Raw genomic sequence first — 23,156 nt, 5'->3', positions numbered from 1 at the left:
GAGCCCGGCCAGCGGGGCGCTGCGAGGCTGCTGCGCTGCAGGCCGTTACTCAACGAAGGAACTCTATGCAACTGGTCAAGACCGAACGAGACACACTCCTCAGGCCGCTGCAAACGGTCAGCGGCATCGTCGAACGCCGCCATACGTTGCCGATCCTTGCCAACCTGCTGATCACCAAGAACGGCCCGGACGTTTCGTTCCTGTCGACCGACCTGGAGCTGCAGATCACCACGCGCGCCGATTTCGGCGTGGGCGGCGACCAGGTGGCCACCACCGTCGCGGCCCGCAAGCTGCTCGACATCCTGCGCGCGATGCCTGATGGCCAGGTCACGCTGTCGCTCGCCGACAAGCGCCTCACCGTTCAGTCCGGCAAGAGCCGCTTCGCACTGCAAACCCTGGCGGCCGACGAGTTCCCGACCGTCGCGCAGGCGAAGGATTTCGGTGCAACCCTGACCGTCCCGCAGAAGTCGTTCCGCCAGCTGCTCGGCATGGTGCACTTCGCGATGGCGCAGCAGGACATCCGCTACTACCTGAACGGCATGCTGCTCGTCGTCGACGGCGACCAGCTGATGGCCGTGGCCACCGACGGCCACCGCCTCGCGTTCTCGTCGATGAAGCTCGAAGGCGGCACGTTCGGCCGCCAGGAAGTGATCGTGCCGCGCAAGACGATTCTCGAGCTGCAGCGCCTGCTCGAAGATATCGACGACACCGTCACCATCGACATCGCGCAGACCCAGGCCAAGTTCACGTTCGGCCAGGTCGAGCTCGTGTCGAAGCTGGTCGAGGGCAAGTTCCCCGACTTCCAGCGCGTGATCCCGAAGGCGCACAAGAACACGTTCGAGATCGGCCGTGAAGAGCTGCAGCGTTCGCTGCAACGTGCGGCGATTTTGACGTCGGACAAGTTCAAGGGCGTGCGCTGCATCATCGCGCCGGGCCAGCTGAAGATCATGTCGACCAACGCCGATCAGGAAGAGGCGCAGGAAGAACTCGAAATCGCTTATCAGGGCGATACCGTCGACATCGGCTTCAACGTCACGTATCTGCTCGACGTGCTCGCGAACCTGAAGGTCGACACTGTGCAGGTGAGCCTCGGCGACGCCAGCTCGAGCGCGCTGATCACGGTGCCCGAGAACGAAGAGTTCAAGTATGTCGTGATGCCGATGCGCATCTGACGCGTTCGACATCGCGACACACACCAGGGGGCGGCAAGCCCCTTTGGCGTTTTTATGGCGAACCGACAACCCGTCCCTTTGGTGCCTTTCGGCGCCTCGGACGGGCCAGGAAACTGGAGCGGCCCGGCGATTTCTCTCGCTGAAACGCACCGCGCCGCCACTTGAGTGGCCTCGCAGAACCGGAAGATATCCATGAGTGAACAGCACAATTCGCAACCCGATAACAGCAGCTATGGCGCTTCGTCGATCCAGATCCTCGAAGGTCTGGAAGCGGTGCGCAAGCGCCCCGGGATGTACATCGGCGACACGTCGGACGGCACCGGTCTGCACCACCTCGTGTTCGAGGTGCTCGACAACTCGATCGACGAAGCGCTGGCCGGGTACTGCAACGACATCCACGTAACGATTCACGCCGACAACTCGATTTCCGTGACCGACAACGGCCGCGGGATCCCGACCGACGTGAAGATGAACGACAAGCACGAGCCGAAGCGTAGTGCTGCTGAAATCGTGATGACCGAGCTGCATGCCGGCGGGAAGTTCGACCAGAACAGCTACAAGGTTTCCGGTGGTCTGCACGGCGTGGGCGTGTCGTGCGTCAATGCACTGTCGAGCTGGCTGCGCCTCACCGTGCGCCGTGATGGCAAGAAGCGGTTCATGGAGTTCCATCGTGGCGTCGCGCAGGATCGCGTGCTCGAGCAGGTGGACGGCGTGGAAGTGTCGCCGATGCTGGTGACCGGCGACACCGAGAACCGCGGCACCGAAGTGCACTTCATGGCTGATCCGACCATTTTCGGTACGGTCGAGTATCACTACGACATCCTCGCGAAGCGGATGCGCGAGCTCTCGTTCCTGAACAACGGCGTGCGGATTCGTCTCACGGACCTGCGCTCGGGCAAGGAAGACGATTTCGCGTTCGCCGGCGGTGTGAAGGGCTTCGTCGAGTTCATCAACAAGACGAAGACCAACCTGCACCCGACGATTTTCTACGCCACCGGCGAGAAGGACGGCGTGGGCGTCGAAGTCGCGATGCAGTGGAACGACAGCTACAACGAGAACGTGCTGTGCTTCACGAACAACATTCCACAGCGCGACGGTGGCACGCACTTGACCGGCCTGCGCGCCGCGATGACGCGCGTCATCAACAAGTACATCACCGACAACGAAATCGCGAAGAAGGCGAAGGTCGAGACGACCGGCGACGACATGCGCGAAGGGCTGTCGTGCGTGCTTTCCGTGAAGGTGCCGGAGCCGAAGTTCAGCTCGCAGACGAAGGACAAGCTGGTTTCTTCCGAGGTTCGTGCACCGGTTGAAGAAGTTGTGGCGAAGGCGCTGGAAGAATTCCTGCTCGAAACGCCGATCGACGCGAAGATCATCTGCGGGAAGATCGTTGAAGCTGCTCGGGCGCGTGATGCTGCGCGGAAGGCTCGCGAGATGACGCGTCGGAAGGGCGTGCTCGATGGCGTTGGTCTGCCTGGCAAGCTCGCGGACTGTCAGGAGAAGGATCCGGCGAAGTGCGAAATCTACATCGTCGAGGGTGACTCGGCAGGTGGGTCGGCGAAGCAAGGGCGTGATCGCAAGTTCCAGGCGATCCTGCCGCTGCGCGGCAAGGTGCTGAACGTCGAGAAGGCACGCTACGACAAGCTGCTGTCGTCGGAACAGATCGTCACGCTCGTGACCGCGCTTGGGTGTGGGATCGGCAAAGAGGATTACAACCTCGAGAAGCTCCGCTATCACCGCATCATCATCATGACCGACGCGGACGTGGACGGTGCGCACATCCGGACGCTGCTGCTCACGTTCCTCTATCGCCAGATGCCGGACATGATCGAGCGCGGGTATGTGTATATCGCGCAGCCGCCGCTTTACAAGATCAAGGCGGGCAAGGACGAACGGTATTTGAAGGATGACGTGGAGCTCAACGCGCACATGCTGCGGTTGGCGCTGCAAGGGTCGGAGCTGGTGCCGGGTGAGAATGCGGCGGCGATTTCCGGCGATGCGCTTGGGGAGCTGGCGCGGTCGTACCTGCTGTCGCAGAGCGTGATCGAGCGGCTGAGCCGGTTGTATGACCCGGCCGCGCTGGAAGCGGTCATGGACGGCGTGGTGATCGATCTTTCCAATGAGGCTTCGACGGAGGCTTCGGCTAAGGCGCTGCACGCTGCGTTGCACGACGAGGCTTTGAAGAACGAAGTGCGTGTCGTGCCTTCGTATGACCCGGTTCGCGAACAGCGCGCGCTGCATGTCGAGCGTACGCATCACGGCAACGTGCGGGTTTCGGTCATCGACCAGGAATTCCAGCACACGGCGGATTATCAGCAGCTCGTGACCACCGCGAATACTTTCAAGGGGCTCATCGGCGAAGGTGCGGTCATCAAGCGCGGTGAGCGCAGCATGGCTGTGGCGGACTTCAAGAGCGCGATGAAGTGGTTGCTGGCGGATGCGGAGCGGAACGTTTCGAAGCAGCGGTATAAGGGGCTCGGTGAGATGAACCCCGGGCAGCTGTGGGAAACGACAATGGATCCGACCGTGCGGCGACTGCTGCGCGTGCAGATCGAAGACGCGATTGCGGCGGATGGGATCTTTACTACCCTCATGGGGGATGATGTCGAGCCGCGGCGGGCGTTTATCGAGTCGAATGCGTTGAGGGCGGGGAATATTGATGTTTAACACCGCCTGACGTGCCGGGACACGGAATTCGTGAGACTGGAGCCAAGTTCGTGAGACTGAAACGGCAGAATTGATGATCCTGCCGGGATTGACGCCCCGGCAGGATCAGCGATAGGGCCGCAAGTATGGCTTCGAGGCACCAAGTAGATATTGACTATCAGTTTGGTGGGACATTGGCCGAGAGCACGTCACAGATGAGGGACCGCCTCCCACCCAGCTCGGAGGCTTGGACCAACAATCTCGTGACGTCCTGTTGATTTCCACCGAGTCTTAACCCACCGATTTCATCTAAATCTGACCCACCCTGAGACAGCGTAGTACATCTATTCCGGTGTGGATAACTCTTCGTTACCCGCTGGTTTTGCTGCTCTTTTTCTTGTTGTCTTTGCCTTGGCAGAACTGGTCCTGAAGCGCCACGATTCATTGCCCGTTTCGACGATGTGGCAGTGATGGGTGACGCGGTCCAGCAGCGCTGTCGTCATCTTTGCATCCCCGAACACGCTCGCCCACTCGCCGAAGCTGAGATTGGTCGTGATCGCGACGCTCGTGTGCTCGTAAAGCTTTGAGAGCAGATGGAACAGCAATGCACCGCCGGTCTGGCTGAACGGCAGATAGCCCAGCTCATCGAGAATCACCAGATCGACGTACATCAGCTTGTGGGCGATCTGGCCTTGTTTGCCGATGGACTTCTCCTGCTCCAGGGCGTTGGTCAGCTCGACGGTCGAGAAGTAGCGCACACGCTTGCCGTGGCGCTGTACGGCTTCGATTCCGATCGCTGAGGCGAGGTGCGTCTTGCCAGTGCCCGGACCACCGATGAACACGACGTTGTGCGCGCTTTCGAGGAACGACAGCTCGCTCAGTTCGCGCACCAGCGCTTCGTCGACGTGTGCCTGCGCGAAGTCGAAGCCCTTCAGGTCGCGGTGGGCCGGGAAGCGCGCAGCGGTCATTTGATAGGCGATCGAGCGCACCTGCCGTTCGGCGGTTTCAGCCATCAACAGCTGCTTCATGAAGCGCTCCGGCTCGAAGTCAGTGTGGCGCGACTGCGCGAGCAGCTCCGGCCACGTGCTCGCCATGCCGTGCAGTTTAAGACCCTTGAGCTGGGCCGCGATATCGTTAGACATGACGATCCTCCGGTGGGTTGGCGCGCAGCGTCTCGTAACGGCTCACGTCGGCCGCGGGCTCTTCCTTGAGCTGGAGTTTCGTCGTGGCGAGGCTGCCATTCGTGACGGGCGCCTTCAGCCGGCTCAGCACGTTCAGGACGTGCTCTGCGCTGGGGCGTCCTGAATCCAGCGCAGCCTGTACGGCGAGCAGCACCGCATCGAGCCCGTGTTCGCGCACCGCAGCGAGCACCTGCGTCATGACGCGATCGCCGCCCGGGTGTTTCAGCAGATGCCGCTGCAGCAGTTGCAGCGGCTGCGGCATCGTGATGAACGGTGCGCCGTTGCGCAGTGCGCCGGGTTTGCGCTCGACCAGCGTGACGTAGTGGCGCCAATCGTAGAAGGTCATGTGCCGCTCGAAGCTGCGTTCGTGGCGTGCGATCTCCTGGGCGTTGGCGACGACGCTGAGATATGCCGGATAGCAGCGCACGCTCACCAACTGGTTCGTGTACTCGGTGGGCACGCTGTAGCGGTTGCGTTGGAAGTGAATCAGGCTGGTCGACGAGACTCGCAGGGTCTGCTCGATGTAGCCGTCGAACGGCCGTGGATTGGGCATCAGCCGGGTACGCTCGTCCTGCAGCACATCCTCGACTGTCAGCTCAGGCCACTGCGGGTGCCGCATGTGCCACGCCTCACGACACTGACCAGCGACCCATTCGTTCAGGATCTCCAGCGTTTCCCAGCGCCGTAGCGCTGCTTCGTGCCAGATCTGACGTCGCCGGTCCTGAACGTTCTTCTCGACGATGCCTTTCTCCCAGCCTGCAGCCCGGTTGCAGAACTCCGGCTCGAACAGGTAGTGACTGCACATCGCTTCGAAGCGCGCGTTGACCGCACGCTCCTTGCCGCGGCCAACCTTGTCCACGGCGGTCTTCATGTTGTCGTAGATGCCGCGCCGCGGCACGCCGCCGAACGCGGCGAATGCGCGGGCGTGCGCATCGAACAGCATCTCGTGACTCTGTGTGGGATAGGCGACGAGCCAGAACGCGCGGCTGGAGTTAAGTTTGACGTGGGCGACCTCCAGGCGTCGCCGTAGCCCGCCAACAAACGCGTATTCGCAGCTCCAGTCAAACTGGAAGGCTTCGCCGGGTTCGAAGGCGAGCGGCACGAAGGCCTTCCTGCGAGGCGCCTCAGCCTGCTCCTCGTGCCAACGCCTCACGAACGCGCTTACGCGGCCGTAGCTGCCGGCGTAACCCTCGGCGCGGATCGCCTCGAACATGAACCGGGCGGTGCGCCGGTCACGCTTCGGGCGATGACTGTCGGCACGCAGCCAACCTGTCAGCTGTGCGGCCCAGTCGTCGATGACGCTCGGGCTGACGCGCTTCGGATACTTCGGCTCGACAGCATCAGTCTGCCGCAGCCAGCGGCGCACCGTGTTTCGGGACAGGCCCGTACGCCGCGCAATCTCGCGCAGTGGGACCTTCTCGCGGAAATACATCCGCCTGATCTTGGCCAATATGCCCACCGTGATCACCTTTGTATCCCCTGCTCAAAGATTGAGCAGGGCATTCAATCACGTGGGTCAAAATTCGATGAAAATTTTCAGCTCTAGTGGGTCAGTTCTGTGCGGACATCAACAACTTCACCATCGCCAGAGGCAAGCGTCCTTCTAGGTTTTGTGAAGAGCCACGAACACTGGAGTTGGATTCAAGAACGAAGGTCGTACAACGTACGAGCTGGAGGCCGTCGCGGCGGTGTCCACGCCGGCGCAGCCTTACTAAGTAGCCAGCTTCTACTTCTTTACTGTCCGTCGACACAAGGAGTTGCGTTGACTCGCATCGTTTCTGGTGCAGAGGAGGTCTCAGAAACTGGGATGAGCGAATCTGGTTATCCAGCGCCTCGAGGAAACTACTGGTGTGTGCAGATCCAGTGGCTCGCACATGATCAGTGGCTTCAAGGTCTTTCGCCACACTCGATCGATACCTATGTCAAGAATCTAGGGAGAGAGTATGGCGAACCCATCAGCGTTCGGTGGGAGGAAATTCTGTCGCTTGCTGACGGGACTTAGTCGTTCACGTCAGCCGCCTGGTGATGGCTCGGCGTGAAGAACCTTCGGCACGCGCCTTGATGCAAATGGTCCGCAGCGGCGCTGCAAATAACTTCAACAATCGTCACAACAGACGAAAAGTTGCGCTCCGCTCTCTCGGCATTCGACGGCATCGCAAGCATCAGCGCATGCAGCACGACAAGCATCCATGCCGAGTACTCTACGCACATTTCCGCCGCTCAAATGCAAAAACCCCCGCCTTTCGGGCGGGGGTTCTCGGCTTAGGGAGCCTGACGATTACCTACTTTCACACGGGAATCCGCACTATCATCGGCGTAGAGTCGTTTCACGGTCCTGTTCGGGATGGGAAGGGGTGGGACCGACTCGCTATGGTCATCAGGCAAAGAGGGTTGTTGTGCTGCTTCGCAGCACAACCAATCTTGGAAGAAGCAGTAATTTTTTGAGTTGTGTGTATCGCACACACGAGAATCCAACCCGTCCGACGCGCTATCCAGCGCGAAACAGACTTGTTATAGGATCAAGCCTTACGGGCAATTAGTATCAGTTAGCTGAACGCATTACTGCGCTTACACACCTGACCTATCAACGTCCTGGTCTCGAACGACCCTTCAAGGGGATCTAGTCCCCAGGGATATCTCATCTTAAGGCGAGTTTCCCGCTTAGATGCTTTCAGCGGTTATCTCTTCCGAACATAGCTACCCGGCGATGCCACTGGCGTGACAACCGGTACACCAGAGGTTCGTCCACTCCGGTCCTCTCGTACTAGGAGCAGCCCCCTTCAAATATCCAACGCCCACGGCAGATAGGGACCAAACTGTCTCACGACGTTTTAAACCCAGCTCACGTACCTCTTTAAATGGCGAACAGCCATACCCTTGGGACCGGCTACAGCCCCAGGATGAGATGAGCCGACATCGAGGTGCCAAACACCGCCGTCGATATGAACTCTTGGGCGGTATCAGCCTGTTATCCCCAGAGTACCTTTTATCCGTTGAGCGATGGCCCTTCCATACAGAACCACCGGATCACTATGACCTGCTTTCGCACCTGCTCGACTTGTCGGTCTCGCAGTTAAGCACGCTTATGCCATTGCACTATCAGCACGATTTCCGACCGTACCTAGCGTACCTTCGTACTCCTCCGTTACGCTTTGGGAGGAGACCGCCCCAGTCAAACTGCCTACCATGCACTGTCCCCGACCCGGATCACGGGCCAAGGTTAGAACCTCAAACAAACCAGGGTGGTATTTCAAGGACGGCTCCACCGAAACTAGCGTTCCGGTTTCATAGCCTCCCACCTATCCTACACAGATCGGTTCAAAGTCCAATGCAAAGCTACAGTAAAGGTTCATGGGGTCTTTCCGTCTAGCCGCGGGTAGATTGCATCATCACAAACACTTCAACTTCGCTGAGTCTCGGGAGGAGACAGTGTGGCCATCGTTACGCCATTCGTGCAGGTCGGAACTTACCCGACAAGGAATTTCGCTACCTTAGGACCGTTATAGTTACGGCCGCCGTTTACCGGGACTTCAATCAAGAGCTTGCACCCCATCATTTAATCTTCCGGCACCGGGCAGGCGTCACACCCTATACGTCCACTTTCGTGTTTGCAGAGTGCTGTGTTTTTATTAAACAGTCGCAGCCACCAGTTTATTGCAACCCCTTCACCCTTTGCCCGCAGGGGCATCAAGCTACAAGGGCGTACCTTATCCCGAAGTTACGGTACCAATTTGCCGAGTTCCTTCTCCCGAGTTCTCTCAAGCGCCTTAGAATACTCATCTCGCCCACCTGTGTCGGTTTGCGGTACGGTCATCGTTAGACTGAAGCTTAGAGGCTTTTCTTGGAACCACTTCCAATTGCTTCGCTCCCTAAGGAGCTCGCGCCACACCCTTGAATCCTGCGCCCGGATTTGCCTAAGCGCCTTCTCCAATGCAGCGACCGGGACTTCCAACACCCGGACAACCTTCCGCGATCCGTCCCCCCATCGCATCTAACAATGGTGCAGGAATATTGACCTGCTTCCCATCAGCTACGCATTTCTGCCTCGCCTTAGGGGCCGACTCACCCTACGCCGATGAACGTTGCGTAGGAAACCTTGGGCTTACGGCGAGGGGGCCTTTCACCCCCTTTATCGCTACTCATGTCAGCATTCGCACTTCTGATACCTCCAGCATCCCTTCCGAGACACCTTCGCAGGCTTACAGAACGCTCTCCTACCATGCGTGCAAAGCACGCATCCGCAGCTTCGGTATATAGCTTAGCCCCGTTACATCTTCCGCGCAGGACGACTCGATCAGTGAGCTATTACGCTTTCTTTAAAGGGTGGCTGCTTCTAAGCCAACCTCCTGACTGTTTTAGCCTTCCCACTTCGTTTCCCACTTAGCTATATTTGGGGACCTTAGCTGGCGGTCTGGGTTGTTTCCCTCTTGACACCGGACGTTAGCACCCGATGTCTGTCTCCCGTGATTGCACTCTTCGGTATTCGGAGTTTGCTATGGCGGGGTAATCTGCAATAGACCCCCCAACCATGACAGTGCTCTACCCCCGAAGGTGAGACACGAGGCACTACCTAAATAGTTTTCGGAGAGAACCAGCTATTTCCAAGTTTGTTTAGCCTTTCACCCCTATCCACAGCTCATCCCCTAACTTTTCAACGTTAGTGGGTTCGGACCTCCAGTACGTGTTACCGCACCTTCATCCTGGCCATGGATAGATCACTTGGTTTCGGGTCTACGCCCAGCAACTGAACGCCCTATTCGGACTCGCTTTCGCTACGCCTGCCCTATACGGTTAAGCTTGCTACTGAACGTAAGTCGCTGACCCATTATACAAAAGGTACGCCGTCACCCCTTTCGAGGCTCCGACTGTTTGTATGCATGCGGTTTCAGGATCTATTTCACTCCCCTCCCGGGGTTCTTTTCACCTTTCCCTCACGGTACTGGTTCACTATCGGTCGATCACGAGTATTTAGCCTTGGAGGATGGTCCCCCCATCTTCAGACAGGATTTCACGTGTCCCGCCCTACTTGTCGCACACCTAGTTCTTTCGTACTGTTTTCGCCTACGGGGCTATCACCCGCTATGGCCACACTTTCCAGAGTGTTCGGCTAACAATACAAATAAAGAGTGCAAGGCTCATCCCATTTCGCTCGCCACTACTTTGGGAATCTCGGTTGATTTCTTTTCCTGCGGTTACTTAGATGTTTCAGTTCACCGCGTTCGCTTCGCATAGCCTATGTATTCAGCTATGGATACTCCAAAAGGAGTGGGTTTCCCCATTCGGACATCTACGGATCAAAGCTTGTTTGCCAGCTCCCCGTAGCTTTTCGCAGGCTACCGCGTCCTTCATCGCCTGTGATCGCCAAGGCATCCACCACATGCACTTGTTCGCTTGACCCTATAACGAGTCTGTCTCATCGACAGTTCGTTACAGGTTGAGTTCTCGCATTTGTGCCGTATTCCAATTGAGTCAAACATAGAGTTCGAATCATCTTGAGATACATCGATACAATCACAACCCGGATAGTTTTCACGTCCATCTCATAGACGCTTCCGCTATCCAAATTACTTACTTCTTCCAGATTGTTAAAGAACGACAGCCGATATGGTGTTACTCATATCACTCTGACTGGCTCAATCGCCAATGACAAACGTTCGACGAAGTCGAACGCTTGTCATTGAAGATTGGTGGAGGCAGACGGGATCGAACCGACGACCCCCTGCTTGCAAAGCAGGTGCTCTCCCAGCTGAGCTATGCCCCCATGTACAGGTATGCCTCAGGGTGTACCGTCCGCCAAGACGGTGGTGGGTCTGGTTGGATTCGAACCAACGACCCCCGCCTTATCAAGACGGTGCTCTAACCGACTGAGCTACAGACCCCTGAGTCTGTCTTTAATTTACAGCCGATAAGCGTGAGCGCTCAACTTTGCGAGAAGCTCTAGAAAGGAGGTGATCCAGCCGCACCTTCCGATACGGCTACCTTGTTACGACTTCACCCCAGTCATGAATCCTACCGTGGTGACCGTCCTCCTTGCGGTTAGACTAGCCACTTCTGGTAAAACCCACTCCCATGGTGTGACGGGCGGTGTGTACAAGACCCGGGAACGTATTCACCGCGGCATGCTGATCCGCGATTACTAGCGATTCCAGCTTCATGCACTCGAGTTGCAGAGTGCAATCCGGACTACGATCGGTTTTCTGGGATTAGCTCCCCCTCGCGGGTTGGCAACCCTCTGTTCCGACCATTGTATGACGTGTGAAGCCCTACCCATAAGGGCCATGAGGACTTGACGTCATCCCCACCTTCCTCCGGTTTGTCACCGGCAGTCTCCTTAGAGTGCTCTTGCGTAGCAACTAAGGACAAGGGTTGCGCTCGTTGCGGGACTTAACCCAACATCTCACGACACGAGCTGACGACAGCCATGCAGCACCTGTGCGCCGGTTCTCTTTCGAGCACTCCCACCTCTCAGCAGGATTCCGACCATGTCAAGGGTAGGTAAGGTTTTTCGCGTTGCATCGAATTAATCCACATCATCCACCGCTTGTGCGGGTCCCCGTCAATTCCTTTGAGTTTTAATCTTGCGACCGTACTCCCCAGGCGGTCAACTTCACGCGTTAGCTACGTTACTAAGGAAATGAATCCCCAACAACTAGTTGACATCGTTTAGGGCGTGGACTACCAGGGTATCTAATCCTGTTTGCTCCCCACGCTTTCGTGCATGAGCGTCAGTATTGGCCCAGGGGGCTGCCTTCGCCATCGGTATTCCTCCACATCTCTACGCATTTCACTGCTACACGTGGAATTCTACCCCCCTCTGCCATACTCTAGCTTGCCAGTCACCAATGCAGTTCCCAGGTTGAGCCCGGGGATTTCACATCGGTCTTAACAAACCGCCTGCGCACGCTTTACGCCCAGTAATTCCGATTAACGCTTGCACCCTACGTATTACCGCGGCTGCTGGCACGTAGTTAGCCGGTGCTTATTCTTCCGGTACCGTCATCCCCCGACTGTATTAGAGCCAAGGATTTCTTTCCGGACAAAAGTGCTTTACAACCCGAAGGCCTTCTTCACACACGCGGCATTGCTGGATCAGGCTTTCGCCCATTGTCCAAAATTCCCCACTGCTGCCTCCCGTAGGAGTCTGGGCCGTGTCTCAGTCCCAGTGTGGCTGGTCGTCCTCTCAGACCAGCTACTGATCGTCGCCTTGGTAGGCCTTTACCCCACCAACTAGCTAATCAGCCATCGGCCAACCCTATAGCGCGAGGCCCGAAGGTCCCCCGCTTTCATCCGTAGATCGTATGCGGTATTAATCCGGCTTTCGCCGGGCTATCCCCCACTACAGGACATGTTCCGATGTATTACTCACCCGTTCGCCACTCGCCACCAGGTGCAAGCACCCGTGCTGCCGTTCGACTTGCATGTGTAAGGCATGCCGCCAGCGTTCAATCTGAGCCAGGATCAAACTCTTCAGTTTAAACCTGTTACTGTTTTCGGTTCAGTTAAGAACCGGTCGCTCACTCAAAGCTGACAGGAATATGAATTGCTTCATAAACCTGACTTACTTTAGTGTGAGACTCTTGATACTTTCGCTATCTGATCCGAGGATCAGCTCGCGTCCATCAAGCGCCCACACTTATCGGCTGTTAATTTTTAAAGAGCATTTCTGCGAGGAACTTCGTGTTTCTCAGCAGCGCTGCGTTTTCAGCAGCAGAGAAGCGAGATTATGAACCGTCTTTTTCAACTCGTCAACAACTTTTTTAACTACTTCGTTGCGACGGCTGGGGTTCAACACCTTGTGTGCCGGGGCTCTACAGCAACCTCGACCGCACCGCTTCCCTTCCTTCTTCCCCCGCGCTGCGTTTCCGTTAGCGCGAAAGAGGCGTGATTCTAAGCACCCACCCCAATCTCCGCAAGCCCTTTTGTGAAAATATTTTGACAATGGGTGCAGGGAGCTCCGCCAAGCCGTCCCTAGTAATAGAAGCGATACGGCAGAAGCGCCCTCGGTAGTTCGCGAGCAGCTCCGCCGCATCCAGCGCTCACCGCCCCACCATCGCCCTCACCACGCCATCCCTCCGGATCAACCCGTGATACAGCGCAGCGGCAAAGTGCGCGAGGAACGTCACGAAGAACAGGTAGGCCAGCACCCGATGCGCGACCCGGAGCCAGGCAAACACCACCGGATCAGCCGAAACCAGCGCCGGCAACTGCACGCCGCCACCCAAGGTCACCGGATACCCGCCAGCCGACAGCATCGCCCACCCGATCAACGGCATCGCGAGCATCAGCACATACAGCAGGAGATGCGACCCGTGTGCGGCAACCTTCTGCCACCCCGGCAGATCCGCGGGCAACGCCGGCGGCTTCGACACGAACCGCACCACGATCCGCACACACACCAGCACCAGCACGGCGATCCCCAACGGCTTATGTAAAGCGACCAGGAAATCGTGTCGCTCGGAAACCGACGCCACCATCCCCACCCCGATAAACAGCATCGTGAGGATCATCGCGGCCATTACCCAATGCAGCAGCCTCGCCGGCAAGCTAAATGTCGTAGCAGCTCTCATCACCGTCCCTCCGCACTCAATCGCGCCGCACCGGCCACGCCGGCCTCTTCACTCGTCCTGCGCAGATACGAATCCGCATACGCCGCCGACCGCGCCGCCAGCAACGGGTCGCCCGACACCTGGATCCCCTGCGGCAGCACCGTCGGGTCGTAATTCACGTCGCGGCATGGCCCGCTGTCCTGCGGCTCCACACGATCGAGCACGAGCGTTCCCGCGTCGATCGTCGTCCGCTGCGCAGGCCAGGTCTTCGTCGCGTCGTCCACCGGGTCACCGGGCGCTGCCAGCGTGACCAGCAGCTTCCACTTCTGCGCACCGTCCGCGATGCGCCGCGTCAGGTCCTCCTGCAACACGTTCGGATCGGCGGGCGTCGCGACGTCCCCGGCGCCAGCCGTCTGCTCCGGCACCACGCGCCACCTCACCGCCTGGCGCTTGCCCGCCGCGTCGATGAAGTAAAACGCGTTCAGCCCGTAATAGCTTTCGGTGACGTAGCTCGCGCTCGGCTTCGCACCCTTTACCCATTTGAGGAATGCGGCCGTCTCCGGATGCGCGCCGAAAAATGCCTTCACCTTCGCCGGATCGGGCTTGCCCGTCGCCGGATCCGGCCGGGTCGCGAGCAACTGCGCGTAGAACGCCTTCGGCGTCGCCACCGGAAACACCGGCATCGCGTTCATCCCGGTCCGCCATTGCTGGCCGTCGGGCGCGGTCAGCTTCAGCGCCAGGCTGCGGATCGGCACGCTGCTGTCGGGCGCATAGGGATTGCCGCCCGGCAATGCGAACCGGCCGACCACCGGCGTACGCACCGCCTTGAAGAACGGCGCGACCGAATACGCGCTCGCGGCGCCGTTGCCTTCGAAGTAACCGGTCACGCACACGCCCTTCGCGTGATTGCGCCGAAAGCCCGGATGCACGCCGCCGGCCGTCTGCAGCGCGTCGACGAGCCGGTGCGGGGTCAGGCGCGCCGGCGCAAGCCAGCCGCCGACGTACCCGAACGCCACGGCCACGCCGGCCACCGCGCCGCCGATCACGGCCCAGCGCCACCACCCGCGGCCGGGCTCGCGCGGCGGCGAAGAAGAGGAAGATTGCTTCATGAATGCACTCCCGATCGTCAGGTCATTGTCGAACGGGCGTAGGACGCCACCCGCGCCGCTTTATTCCATGAAGAAATTTTTCGTATGCTGATGGAATAAACCGCGTCGACCGGCGTCCTACGCGGCATCTCCACGCCTTTCGGCTACGGCCCGGCCATGTCCTCAAACGCCCCCGACGACGACGCATTGCGCGAACTCATCCCCAGGCTGCGACGCTTCGCGCTCTGGCTGGCGCGCGACGTCCATGCGGCCGACGATCTCGTCCAGTCGACGCTCGAGCGCGCGCTGTCGCGCTGGGCGAGCCGCCGTGACGACGCGTCGCTGCGCAGCTGGCTCTTCACGATCCTTTACCGGCAGTTCCTCGACGGCAAACGCAGCGCGAAACGCTACGCGTGGCTGCTCGGCCGGATTCGCACCGACGACGAGCCGCACTGGCCGTCCGCCGAACGCGAGGTAGCCGCGCGTGCGACGCTCGAAGCGTTCGGTCATCTGTCCGACGAACAGCGCAGCCTGCTGCTGCTCGTCGCGGTCGAGGGCTTCACGTATCAGGAAGTCGCCGACCTGCTCGACGTGCCGATCGGCACGGTAATGTCGCGACTCTCCCGCGCGCGCCAGGCGCTGCGCCAGCTCAGCGACGGCAAGCTTCCCGCCCCTTCCCTTCGATTGATGAAATGAACGACCTCCGCCCAGACGAACACGATCTCCAGGCCTATGTCGACGGCCAGCTCGACGCCGACGCGCGCGCCACGGTCGAGCGATATCTCGCGCTGCACCCGGAGTGTGCGGAACAGGTAAAGCAATGGCAGCAGGATGCGCAGCGGTTGCGGGCCGCGCTGGAGAGCGTGCGGATGCCCGGTGCGAATCCTGCGCTCGATCCGGTCGCGATTCGGGCGCGGGGTGCGGAACGCGCGCGGATGCGGTTCGCGATGGCGGCTTCGTTCGTGCTCTGCATCGGGCTGGGGACGTTCGGCGGGTGGCAGGCGCGCGGGTGGAACGCGGCGCCGCCCATCGCACCGATGAGCGATGCGGTCGAGGCTTACCGGATGATGGTGGTCGATCAGACCGCGAAGGTGGATTACCGGCCGACGAGTGCGGGAGATTTGCAGGGGTGGCTCACCAGGCGCGTCGGCGCGTCGGCGAAGCTGCCGGATTTGAGCACGGCGGGGTTCCGACCGGTCGGCGGACGGTTGTTTACGACGGACAGTGGCGCCACGGCCGCGATGGTGCTCTATGAGGACGATGCCGGGCGGACACTGAGCTTCTATCTGCGGCCGGCGGAATCGGAACACCGGCTGCTGCCGGCCGGGCAACGGGTGGACGGGTCGTTGCTGGCGCGATATGGGTCGGTGCGCGGGCTGAACTTCGCGGTGGTCGGGCCGGCGGATAGTCTCGGGGAGAAGGCGGTTGTGCAGGCGCTTGATGCGCAGACGTAAGTGATACGATCCGCGGCCGCGCCGAACGGCCGCCTGAATGCGTCGTTGTACGGGCTGCCGGTCATCGGCCCGCTCCGCTCACCATTCGAGCACACAGCGTTTCGAGTGAGTTCGCCTGCGGGATATCCACATTTCGAACGTTACTGCAGTCGATGGCCCGTCCGCTGATCGCCCCTCCGCTTCAAAACGCTCAAAGTACCGCCATACGGGCCTCACGGCCCGATGAAATCATTCGCCCACGGAGCACTCACGCTTTTGTTGCACAGTATTTCGATTGATTCCGCTGCGGGATTATCAACAACCTTTTCAACATGACGCGTGGCGCGAATAACTGAACGCGTCGAGTCTGCGTGTATCGCGAAATACGCAACGCACACGGACCGCGAGTGCGCCACAGCGTTTTCGATCGGGTTTGCGGTGGTTGTCCGCACCGATTGCAGTGCGCTCGTGATCTGCCAGCCCAGCTTACGCGTCAGCGCTTCGGTGGCTGCGTTCGCCCTGCTACCAGCAAATGCCCGTGCTGCTCGCAGAAACACTCGTCATGCCAGCCGTAATGCGGATCGGCACATACGGAGTGCCGCACATGCGCAGGCAACGTGAGCGCGTGCAAATGAAGATCATCACGCAGCGCTGCGAATATCCCCGCTCACCTGCATCCCACAGCTTCACGAACATGGCGCGTCCGTCGAACTCGGCACGCAGCATCCACATCTCCTTGCTGTATTTCTCCGATCGAGCGAGACCTTCACGAGTTCGCCAGGACCGATCCCCTGGCCGAAAAATACGCGGCAATCGTCGAGATCACAGCCTGGCGTGTGACGCCATCGCTTTGCCTCACCTGATTCAGTCGCCACGGCAGCGTACCTCGAAACTCAAAGCACCTTGCACGGGATCGTAGCGAAACACGGCGACGCCCCACGAGCACGGTTCGAGTCGAGCCTCTGTGGGATGCCCGCTCACCACCGTCAATCCCGAAGACTTCGCGATCGACCGGACGATCTTCGACTCTGTGATGCTCGCATCGAGGAAGCGAATCGTATCGAACAGCATCGCGACGCTCGTCAGTCGCCCTTCAGCCATGTCGACCAGGCATTCGCCTGTGTGGCCACCGAAGGTGATCTGCCGCGAGACGCGATAACGCACCGTGCCGTTCTTCGACATCTGCACGGGCGAACACAGGCGCAGGACATCGTCACTCAAGCGCCCGTCGTCGCAGACCTCGATACGCGCGCCGTCAGCGCAAACCGCACCGCTTTGCCAGTCAACCCGGATCGCCAATGTCATGTCGGCTGCTCGTTGCATCGTGAATGCCGGCGATTCTACAGACCAAGCCGTTCACTGATTGACTGCAGGCCTCACAGCCTGCCGATTCGGTTGTCCGTCCGTCGCACGCAGTGCATGTCCTGCCGGGATCACAGTCAACGGACTGTGCTTATCCCAAGGTGTTTACAGAGTTCGTATATATACGTAGTGATAGTTAACAAGCCTGCCGCCTCACAGTGGATAACCTCCCTAACGCCCTGAATTTTCAGCGCAAAACGGAATGCATAACCACGCTCGATGAACACGCAAAACTCTGTGGAGCACAGAACAACTTTTCGTCGATTCACAGCCTGGCCGACATATCCTCAATCGTTCCACTGTGAATTCAGAGGCTTCCCGAGCGGTTATCCAGAGGGGAATGTGGATAACCTCACAGCGCCTCGACGCGTTTTGCTGTGAAGCAAAGACGTGAATTCAATGTCCCCGGCAGCGCCACGCAACATGGATCGCCAGCCCCCGCACGCACCCGATTCAAAAAATTTTCACGAAGGGGGTTGTGCTCCTCAAAAACCCTCTCTATAATTCGCGGCTTCTTAGGCTCGTAGCTCAGTTGGTTAGAGCACCACCTTGACATGGTGGGGGTCGTTGGTTCGAATCCAATCGAGCCTACCAACGAACAAAATGAAGGGGTCCGGCAGCACGAATTGCCTACAGGCAATCCGGCTCGCCAAACATACAAACGCCACGCGGCAACATCGCGTGGCGTTTTTCTTTTTGCGGTCGAAACAACGCATGCAGCTCTGATGCGTTGCATGTTCCCCGAACGGCATCGCACTTCATCCGATCACCCCGCGCGCACTACGACGGTCACCGCACGCCGGGTAGAATCGTCTGCGCATCATCCACGAGAACACGCGGCACACGCTGAGCACGTCTCGAACAATCCATCAAAACGACAACGCGCAAACCGCGCGACTGAGAGAGCACACGACCATGTCCGAGGTCACGACCCTCGCATCGTCCGCGAGCAACGACGAAATCGCCGCGTACGTCGGCAAGAAGGCCGACTGGTTCGCGAAGAAATGGTCGATCGCCGCATCGCGCAAGAACCGGATGGCCTGGAACTGGGCCGCCTGTTTTCTGGGCCCGGTATGGATGGCGTATCGATGCATGTACTGGCAGGCGGCGGCCGTGCTCGGCGCGTCGCTCGGGGTCACGCTGATCCAGCTGCTGTATTTCCCGCAAGCTCTCCAGTCGAGCGCACTCGATCCGGTCACGATCGCGATCGCGGTAACGCTAGGCTGGTGCGGAAACAGCCTCTACAAGGCGCACGTCGAGCGCCGGATCGAAAAGCTGCGCCCGAATGCGCCGACCCGCGAGTCGTTTCTCGCACTGCTCGAAGCGCAGGGCGGTACGAACTGGCTCGCGGCACTTGGCTTCGCGATCGCAACGCCGGTGCTTGGCTATGCGATGCTCGTGATTCGCAACATCGTGGTCGCGATGGGGTAGGTCGCGGAAAGGAGGGCGGCGATGCCGTTTCGGGCATTCGCCGCACCGTGACCTTCAATGGAGGTGCTTCAACTTGTCAGGATTGCGTACGACATAGATGGCGACGATCTTCCCGTCGTCGATCTCGAGTGCCGTGGTCTGCAGTTCGCCATCGGCTTCCAGCGTGACGAACCCGGGCAACCCGTTGATGAACCCGGCCCGCACGAGCTTCGACGCGTGCGTGGTGAACAGCCCGGCCAGGTATTCGTGCACCTTCATCACGCTGTCGAAGCCGAACACCGGCGCGCCGGCGGCCGTGCGCTTGCCGCCGCCGTCCGCATGCAGGCTGACGTCTTCGGCGAGCATCGCGCCGAGCGCGCGCATGTCGCCGCTGCGCGACGCCGCGAAAAACGCCTCGGCCAGCTCGATCCCGCGCTGCTTCTCGACATGAAACCGCGGCCGTGCCTCGCGCACATGCGTGCGCGCCCGCGCGGCAAGTTGCCGGCACGCGGCCGGATCACGCTGGATGGTGGTCGCGATCTCGTCGAACTCGAGGCCGAACACGTCGTGCAGCAGGAACGCCGCACGTTCGAGCGGCGACAGCCGTTCGAGTGCGAGCATCAGCGGCAGCGTGACGTCCTCCTGTTCATCTTCCTCGACGACCGGCTCGGGCAGCCACGGGCCGACATAGGTCTCGCGCTGGTGTCGCGCGGACTTCAACTGGTCGAGACACATGCGCATCACCATGCGGCGCAGAAACGCCTCGGGCACGCGCACGTCGGTGCGATCGACGGCCATCCAGCGGATGAACGCGTCCTGCACCATGTCCTCGGCATCCGCGACGGAACCGAGCATCCGGTACGCGACGCGGATCAGCGTGCGACGCAGCGGGTCGAAACTCGCCGCCGCGTCGGCCCGGTCTTCGGCGCTGCCTGCAGCCGGATCGAGGATCGTCATCAGGCCACCATCTTGGCCGCGGCTTTCGCTTCGGCCGGATCGATCCACAGCCCGAAGCCGACGGCAAGCCGGTTCCAGCCGTTGATCACGTTGATCATCAGCGTGAGTTTCACCTGTTCCTCCTGGCTGAAGTGGTCGTTCAGCGCCGCATAGGCGGCCTCGTGCGCAGCGTGCCCCTCCGACAGTCGCGTGAGCGCATCGGTCCAGCCGAGCGCCGCGCGTTCGCGGTCGGTGTAGCAGGGCGCTTCGCGCCACGCGGCCAGCAGGTTGATACGCTGCTCGGTCTCGCCTTGCTCGCGCGCCTCGACGGTGTGCATGTTAAGGCAGTTCGCGCACGCGTTGATCTGCGACGCGCGGATCTTGACCAGCTCGATCAGCGTCGGCTCGAGGCTCCCGGCCGCGGCGATCGACACCGTCATCCAGTTCTTCATCAGCGCGGGTGCGGCGGCAAACGGATTGAGTTTCGCAGTCATGGTTCCTTCTCCTTTCGTGTGGGTTCCGGTGATATGACGAGCGAGCACCCGGCGCGTGTGACATCGACGCAAAAAATTTTCAAACCCACGAGAAAAATCGGGTCCCGAGCGAAGGGCTGAGCAGCCGAGCAGGGCGCGGATGACCGCGGTCGCCATGTGTGGATCGCGGCGACCGATATCGGCGGCACGACCGCGTTCTTCGGGCGAAGCGCGTATCGCGCACCTTTCACGGGCGCGGCGCGAATGTCATCTGCCGTCAGTAGCGCAACCGGCAGGCATGCGTGTTGCGACCCCTCGGCGCAGCCCGCCGCGCATGAGGCTCCGGCGGTTTGTCACATCGACGCGCCGCACGGCAAATACTTTCATTTTTCTTTCCATTTTGTTTCGCTCGAAATCCGATTCGCGACGTTCACATTTCTGGACCATACTGTTCTGCACGGGCAGACGAAGTGACGCCGCATCAGCGGCCCGGCGCGCGCGCCGGTTGCCCGACGACGCAGCATTGAAGGTCGCACGTCAGCCGCGCGCATCCGAGCGCAAGGCTTTCCTTTTTCCGGCAACGCAACGCAGCGAATCGCGACGTGGACGGTAAACCGATGAGCCTCCCTGCATCCCAGCTTCAGCGCCGTTACCAGGACGTGCGCGCCCATAGCGTCGCATTGACCGCGACGCTGTCCGCCGAAGATCAAGCCGTGCAGTCGATGCCCGACGCGAGTCCGGCGAAATGGCATCTCGCGCATACGACCTGGTTCTTCGAAACCGTCGTGCTGATGCGGCGCGTGCCCGGCTACGCGCCGTTCGACGACGCGTTCCAGTTTCTCTTCAATTCCTATTACGAAGCGCTCGGCCCGCGCCATCCGCGCCCGCAGCGCGGGCTGCTCACGCGTCCGTCGCTGGATGAAGTGCATGCCTACCGGCAACACGTCGACGAAGCGATGCTGCACGCGCTCGCGAGCGCCGACCCGACGTTGCTCGACGCGATCGCGCCCGAGATCGAGCTCGGCCTGCATCACGAGCAGCAGCACCAGGAGCTGCTCGTCACGGACATGCTGCACGCGTTCTCGTGCAACCCGCTGAAGCCGGCTTTCCGGCCGCGCAACGGCGCCGATACGCAAGCCGCGCTGGCAGCGGGCGACGCCGGCCCGTTGCGCTGGCTGCATCAGCCCGGCGGGCTCGTCGAGATCGGCCACGACGGCGACGGGTTCTCGTTCGACAACGAACGGCCGCGCCACACGGCGCTCGTGCGGCCTTGCGAGATCGCGAATCGGCTCGTGACGAATGCGGAATTCGCCGCCTTCATCGCGGACGGCGGCTATGTGCGTCCCGAATACTGGCTGTCCGACGGCTGGGCGACGGTGCAGCGGGAAGGGTGGCAAGGGCCCGCGTACTGGATCCCGGACAGTGATGGTGCCGCGCATGCATGGCGCACGTTCGGCCTGCATGGCGTGGCGTCATTTGCACCCGATGCGCCCGTGTGCCACGTGAGCTTCTACGAAGCGGCCGCGTATGCGGAATGGGCGGGTGCACGCCTGCCGACGGAATTCGAATGGGAGGCCGCATTCGGCGCGGACGGCATTCGGCAGATGCTCGGGCACGTGTGGCAGTGGACACGTTCGTCCTACGAGCCGTATCCGGGCTTTCGGCCGCTCGCGGGAGTTGCGGCCGAATACAACGGCAAGTTCATGGTTGGCCAGCAGGTCCTGCGCGGCAGCAGCATCGCGACGCCGCCGGGGCATGAACGGCCGACGTACCGCAATTTCTTTCCGCCGGCCGCGCGCTGGCAATTCACGGGAGTGCGACTTGCGCGAGACGTCTGACCTCAGGGCCAGGAGAGGTGGCCTGCAACCCGCCCGCGATTCGCGGCCGAGCGCGTTCGAGCGCGACCTGATCGACGGACTGTCGCGCACGCCGCGCAGCATTTCGCCGAAATACTTCTACGATGCGGCCGGCTCCGAGCTGTTCGATCGCATTTGCGAGTTGCCCGAGTACTATCCGACGCGCACCGAGCTGGGCATTCTGCGCGATCGCGCGGCCGAGATCGTGCAGCGCGTCGGCCCGCATGCGGACATCGTCGAATTCGGCGCGGGTTCGCTCGAGAAGATCCGCGTGCTGCTCGACGCGTGCGCGGACAACTACGCGAATGCGCCGGCGCGCTACGTGCCGATCGACATCTCGGCCGACTACCTGCACGGCGCGGCCGAGCGGCTGCGCACCGCGTATCCGTGGCTCGACGTCGCGCCGCTCGCGGCCGACTACACGAAGGCCGAGCAACTGGCCGAGCTGACCGCGACGCCGCGACGGCGCATCGGCTTCTTCCCCGGTTCGACGATCGGCAACTTCTCGCCGGAGGAAGCCGACGCGTTCCTTCGCGATGCGGCGCGCCTGTTGCGCGGCGGCGGACTGCTGGTCGGCGCGGATCTCGTGAAGGACGAGCGCACGCTGCATCACGCGTACAACGACGCGCAGGGCGTGACCGCGCAGTTCAACCTGAACCTGCTCGCCCGCGCGAATGCGGAGCTCGGCGCGGACTTCGATCTCGATGCGTTCTCGCATTGCGCGTTCTACGACGCCGAGCGGCAGCGCATCGAGATGCATCTGGTCAGCGACGTCGCGCAGACCGTGCACGTGCGCGGCCACGCATTCCGCTTCGAGGCCGGCGAGCGCATTCATACGGAGAACTCGCACAAGTTCACGATCGACGGTTTCCATGCAATCGCACGTCGTGCGGGTTTCGAGCCCGATACCGTGTGGACCGACGCGGACAGCCTGTTCAGCGTGCACTGGCTGCGCAGCGTCGACGATATTCGCGCGTAGCGCGCGGCCGGCGAACCGCGCGTCGGCAAAAAATTCCGCCTTCACCGCTTCACCGATTCGATGCGCCGTTGCAA

The 23,156-nt window shown here is 60.7% G+C and carries 16 protein-coding genes, 3 tRNA genes and 3 rRNA genes; 8 read left to right on the top strand and 14 right to left on the bottom strand.

Features of this window, described 5'->3' with window-relative positions:
- The first annotated feature begins 65 nt into the window (after window positions 1-65).
- Both dnaN and gyrB read left to right on the top strand, forming a co-directional pair.
- Window positions 66-1,172 (top strand): DNA polymerase III subunit beta, encoded by a 1,107-nt coding sequence (gene dnaN, locus BX604_RS07650; RefSeq protein WP_006750113.1) that lies wholly within the window; start codon window positions 66-68, stop codon window positions 1,170-1,172.
- 192 nt (window positions 1,173-1,364) lie between these two features.
- Window positions 1,365-3,839, top strand: coding sequence for a DNA topoisomerase (ATP-hydrolyzing) subunit B (gene gyrB / locus BX604_RS07645; RefSeq protein ID WP_098550220.1), 2,475 nt, complete (start codon window positions 1,365-1,367; stop codon window positions 3,837-3,839).
- Between the two features lie 323 nt (window positions 3,840-4,162).
- Here gyrB and istB read toward each other — a convergent pair whose 3' ends face one another.
- The 10 genes from istB to BX604_RS07585 form a co-directional block, all read right to left on the bottom strand.
- The gene (gene istB / locus BX604_RS07640) at window positions 4,163-4,960 is read right to left on the bottom strand and encodes an IS21-like element helper ATPase IstB (RefSeq protein ID WP_060091270.1); all 798 of its coding nucleotides are present in this window, start codon (window positions 4,958-4,960) and stop codon (window positions 4,163-4,165) included.
- A complete protein-coding gene (istA, locus tag BX604_RS07635; RefSeq protein ID WP_217443306.1) occupies window positions 4,953-6,431 on the bottom strand; it encodes an IS21 family transposase in 1,479 nt (492 codons plus the stop codon). Before istA ends, istB begins: the two co-directional genes overlap by 8 nt.
- A 566-nt stretch (window positions 6,432-6,997) precedes the next feature.
- Window positions 6,998-7,177, bottom strand: a complete 180-nt coding sequence (locus BX604_RS07625; protein ID WP_143748009.1) for a hypothetical protein — start codon at window positions 7,175-7,177, stop codon at window positions 6,998-7,000.
- A 91-nt stretch (window positions 7,178-7,268) separates the two neighbouring features.
- Window positions 7,269-7,381: ribosomal RNA gene (gene rrf, locus BX604_RS07620) — 5S ribosomal RNA — on the bottom strand.
- Between the two features lie 133 nt (window positions 7,382-7,514).
- Window positions 7,515-10,396, bottom strand: a 23S ribosomal RNA gene (locus tag BX604_RS07615).
- Between the two features lie 288 nt (window positions 10,397-10,684).
- Window positions 10,685-10,760 (bottom strand) — tRNA-Ala (locus tag BX604_RS07605).
- 41 nt (window positions 10,761-10,801) lie between these two features.
- Window positions 10,802-10,878, bottom strand: a tRNA-Ile gene (locus tag BX604_RS07600).
- Window positions 10,879-10,940: 62 nt separating this feature from the next.
- Window positions 10,941-12,473: ribosomal RNA gene (locus tag BX604_RS07595) — 16S ribosomal RNA — on the bottom strand.
- The 16S, 23S and 5S rRNA genes sit together here with 2 tRNA genes alongside, the layout of an rRNA operon.
- A 562-nt stretch (window positions 12,474-13,035) precedes the next feature.
- Window positions 13,036-13,566, bottom strand: a complete 531-nt coding sequence (locus tag BX604_RS07590) for a cytochrome b (protein ID WP_098550218.1) — start codon at window positions 13,564-13,566, stop codon at window positions 13,036-13,038.
- Window positions 13,566-14,654: a catalase family peroxidase gene (locus tag BX604_RS07585; RefSeq protein ID WP_098550217.1), complete on the bottom strand. Its 1,089-nt coding sequence runs from the start codon at window positions 14,652-14,654 to the stop codon at window positions 13,566-13,568. Before BX604_RS07585 ends, BX604_RS07590 begins: the two co-directional genes overlap by 1 nt.
- A gap of 156 nt (window positions 14,655-14,810) precedes the next feature.
- Between BX604_RS07585 and BX604_RS07580 the strand changes: the two genes are divergently transcribed.
- Together BX604_RS07580 and BX604_RS07575 are read left to right on the top strand one after the other, a co-directional pair.
- On the top strand, window positions 14,811-15,329 hold the full coding sequence (locus tag BX604_RS07580; protein WP_098550216.1) for a sigma-70 family RNA polymerase sigma factor: 519 nt from the start codon (window positions 14,811-14,813) through the stop codon (window positions 15,327-15,329).
- On the top strand, window positions 15,326-16,087 hold the full coding sequence (locus BX604_RS07575; RefSeq protein WP_098550215.1) for an anti-sigma factor family protein: 762 nt from the start codon (window positions 15,326-15,328) through the stop codon (window positions 16,085-16,087). Before BX604_RS07580 ends, BX604_RS07575 begins: the two co-directional genes overlap by 4 nt.
- A gap of 501 nt (window positions 16,088-16,588) precedes the next feature.
- Here BX604_RS07575 and BX604_RS38910 read toward each other — a convergent pair.
- Both BX604_RS38910 and BX604_RS07570 read right to left on the bottom strand, forming a co-directional pair.
- Entirely contained in the window at window positions 16,589-16,792 is a 204-nt protein-coding gene (locus BX604_RS38910) for a hypothetical protein (RefSeq protein ID WP_179894770.1), read from the bottom strand.
- 138 nt (window positions 16,793-16,930) lie between these two features.
- Window positions 16,931-17,371 carry a hypothetical protein gene (locus BX604_RS07570; RefSeq protein ID WP_098550214.1) on the bottom strand — a complete coding sequence of 147 codons (441 nt, stop codon included), beginning with the start codon at window positions 17,369-17,371 and terminating at the stop codon, window positions 16,931-16,933.
- A 574-nt stretch (window positions 17,372-17,945) separates the two neighbouring features.
- Between BX604_RS07570 and BX604_RS07565 the strand changes: the two genes are divergently transcribed.
- Window positions 17,946-18,022: transfer RNA gene (locus BX604_RS07565), tRNA-Val, on the top strand.
- A 321-nt stretch (window positions 18,023-18,343) separates the two neighbouring features.
- Window positions 18,344-18,859 (top strand): DUF2628 domain-containing protein, encoded by a 516-nt coding sequence (locus BX604_RS07560; RefSeq protein ID WP_098550213.1) that lies wholly within the window; start codon window positions 18,344-18,346, stop codon window positions 18,857-18,859.
- Window positions 18,860-18,913: 54 nt separating this feature from the next.
- Here the strand turns inward: BX604_RS07560 and BX604_RS07555 are convergent, their stop codons facing one another.
- Both BX604_RS07555 and BX604_RS07550 read right to left on the bottom strand, forming a co-directional pair.
- The gene (locus tag BX604_RS07555) at window positions 18,914-19,795 is read right to left on the bottom strand and encodes a sigma-70 family RNA polymerase sigma factor (RefSeq protein WP_098550212.1); all 882 of its coding nucleotides are present in this window, start codon (window positions 19,793-19,795) and stop codon (window positions 18,914-18,916) included.
- Window positions 19,795-20,268, bottom strand: a complete 474-nt coding sequence (locus BX604_RS07550; RefSeq protein WP_098550211.1) for a carboxymuconolactone decarboxylase family protein — start codon at window positions 20,266-20,268, stop codon at window positions 19,795-19,797. The genes BX604_RS07555 and BX604_RS07550 overlap by 1 nt, the downstream gene beginning before the upstream one ends.
- 596 nt (window positions 20,269-20,864) lie before the next feature.
- Here BX604_RS07550 and egtB point away from each other — a divergent pair.
- The gene (egtB, locus tag BX604_RS07545; RefSeq protein ID WP_098550210.1) at window positions 20,865-22,085 is read left to right on the top strand and encodes an ergothioneine biosynthesis protein EgtB; all 1,221 of its coding nucleotides are present in this window, start codon (window positions 20,865-20,867) and stop codon (window positions 22,083-22,085) included.
- Window positions 22,069-23,082, top strand: coding sequence for an L-histidine N(alpha)-methyltransferase (gene egtD, locus BX604_RS07540; RefSeq protein ID WP_098550209.1), 1,014 nt, complete (start codon window positions 22,069-22,071; stop codon window positions 23,080-23,082). The genes egtB and egtD overlap by 17 nt, the downstream gene beginning before the upstream one ends.
- Window positions 23,083-23,156 lie beyond the last annotated feature (74 nt).

This window comes from Burkholderia sp. JKS000303 (genome assembly GCF_002563755.1).
GTDB classification, from domain to species: domain Bacteria; phylum Pseudomonadota; class Gammaproteobacteria; order Burkholderiales; family Burkholderiaceae; genus Burkholderia; species Burkholderia anthina_B.
The sequence above is the reverse complement of the archived record's forward strand: the minus strand, read 5'-3'. Positions and strand labels throughout refer to the sequence as shown.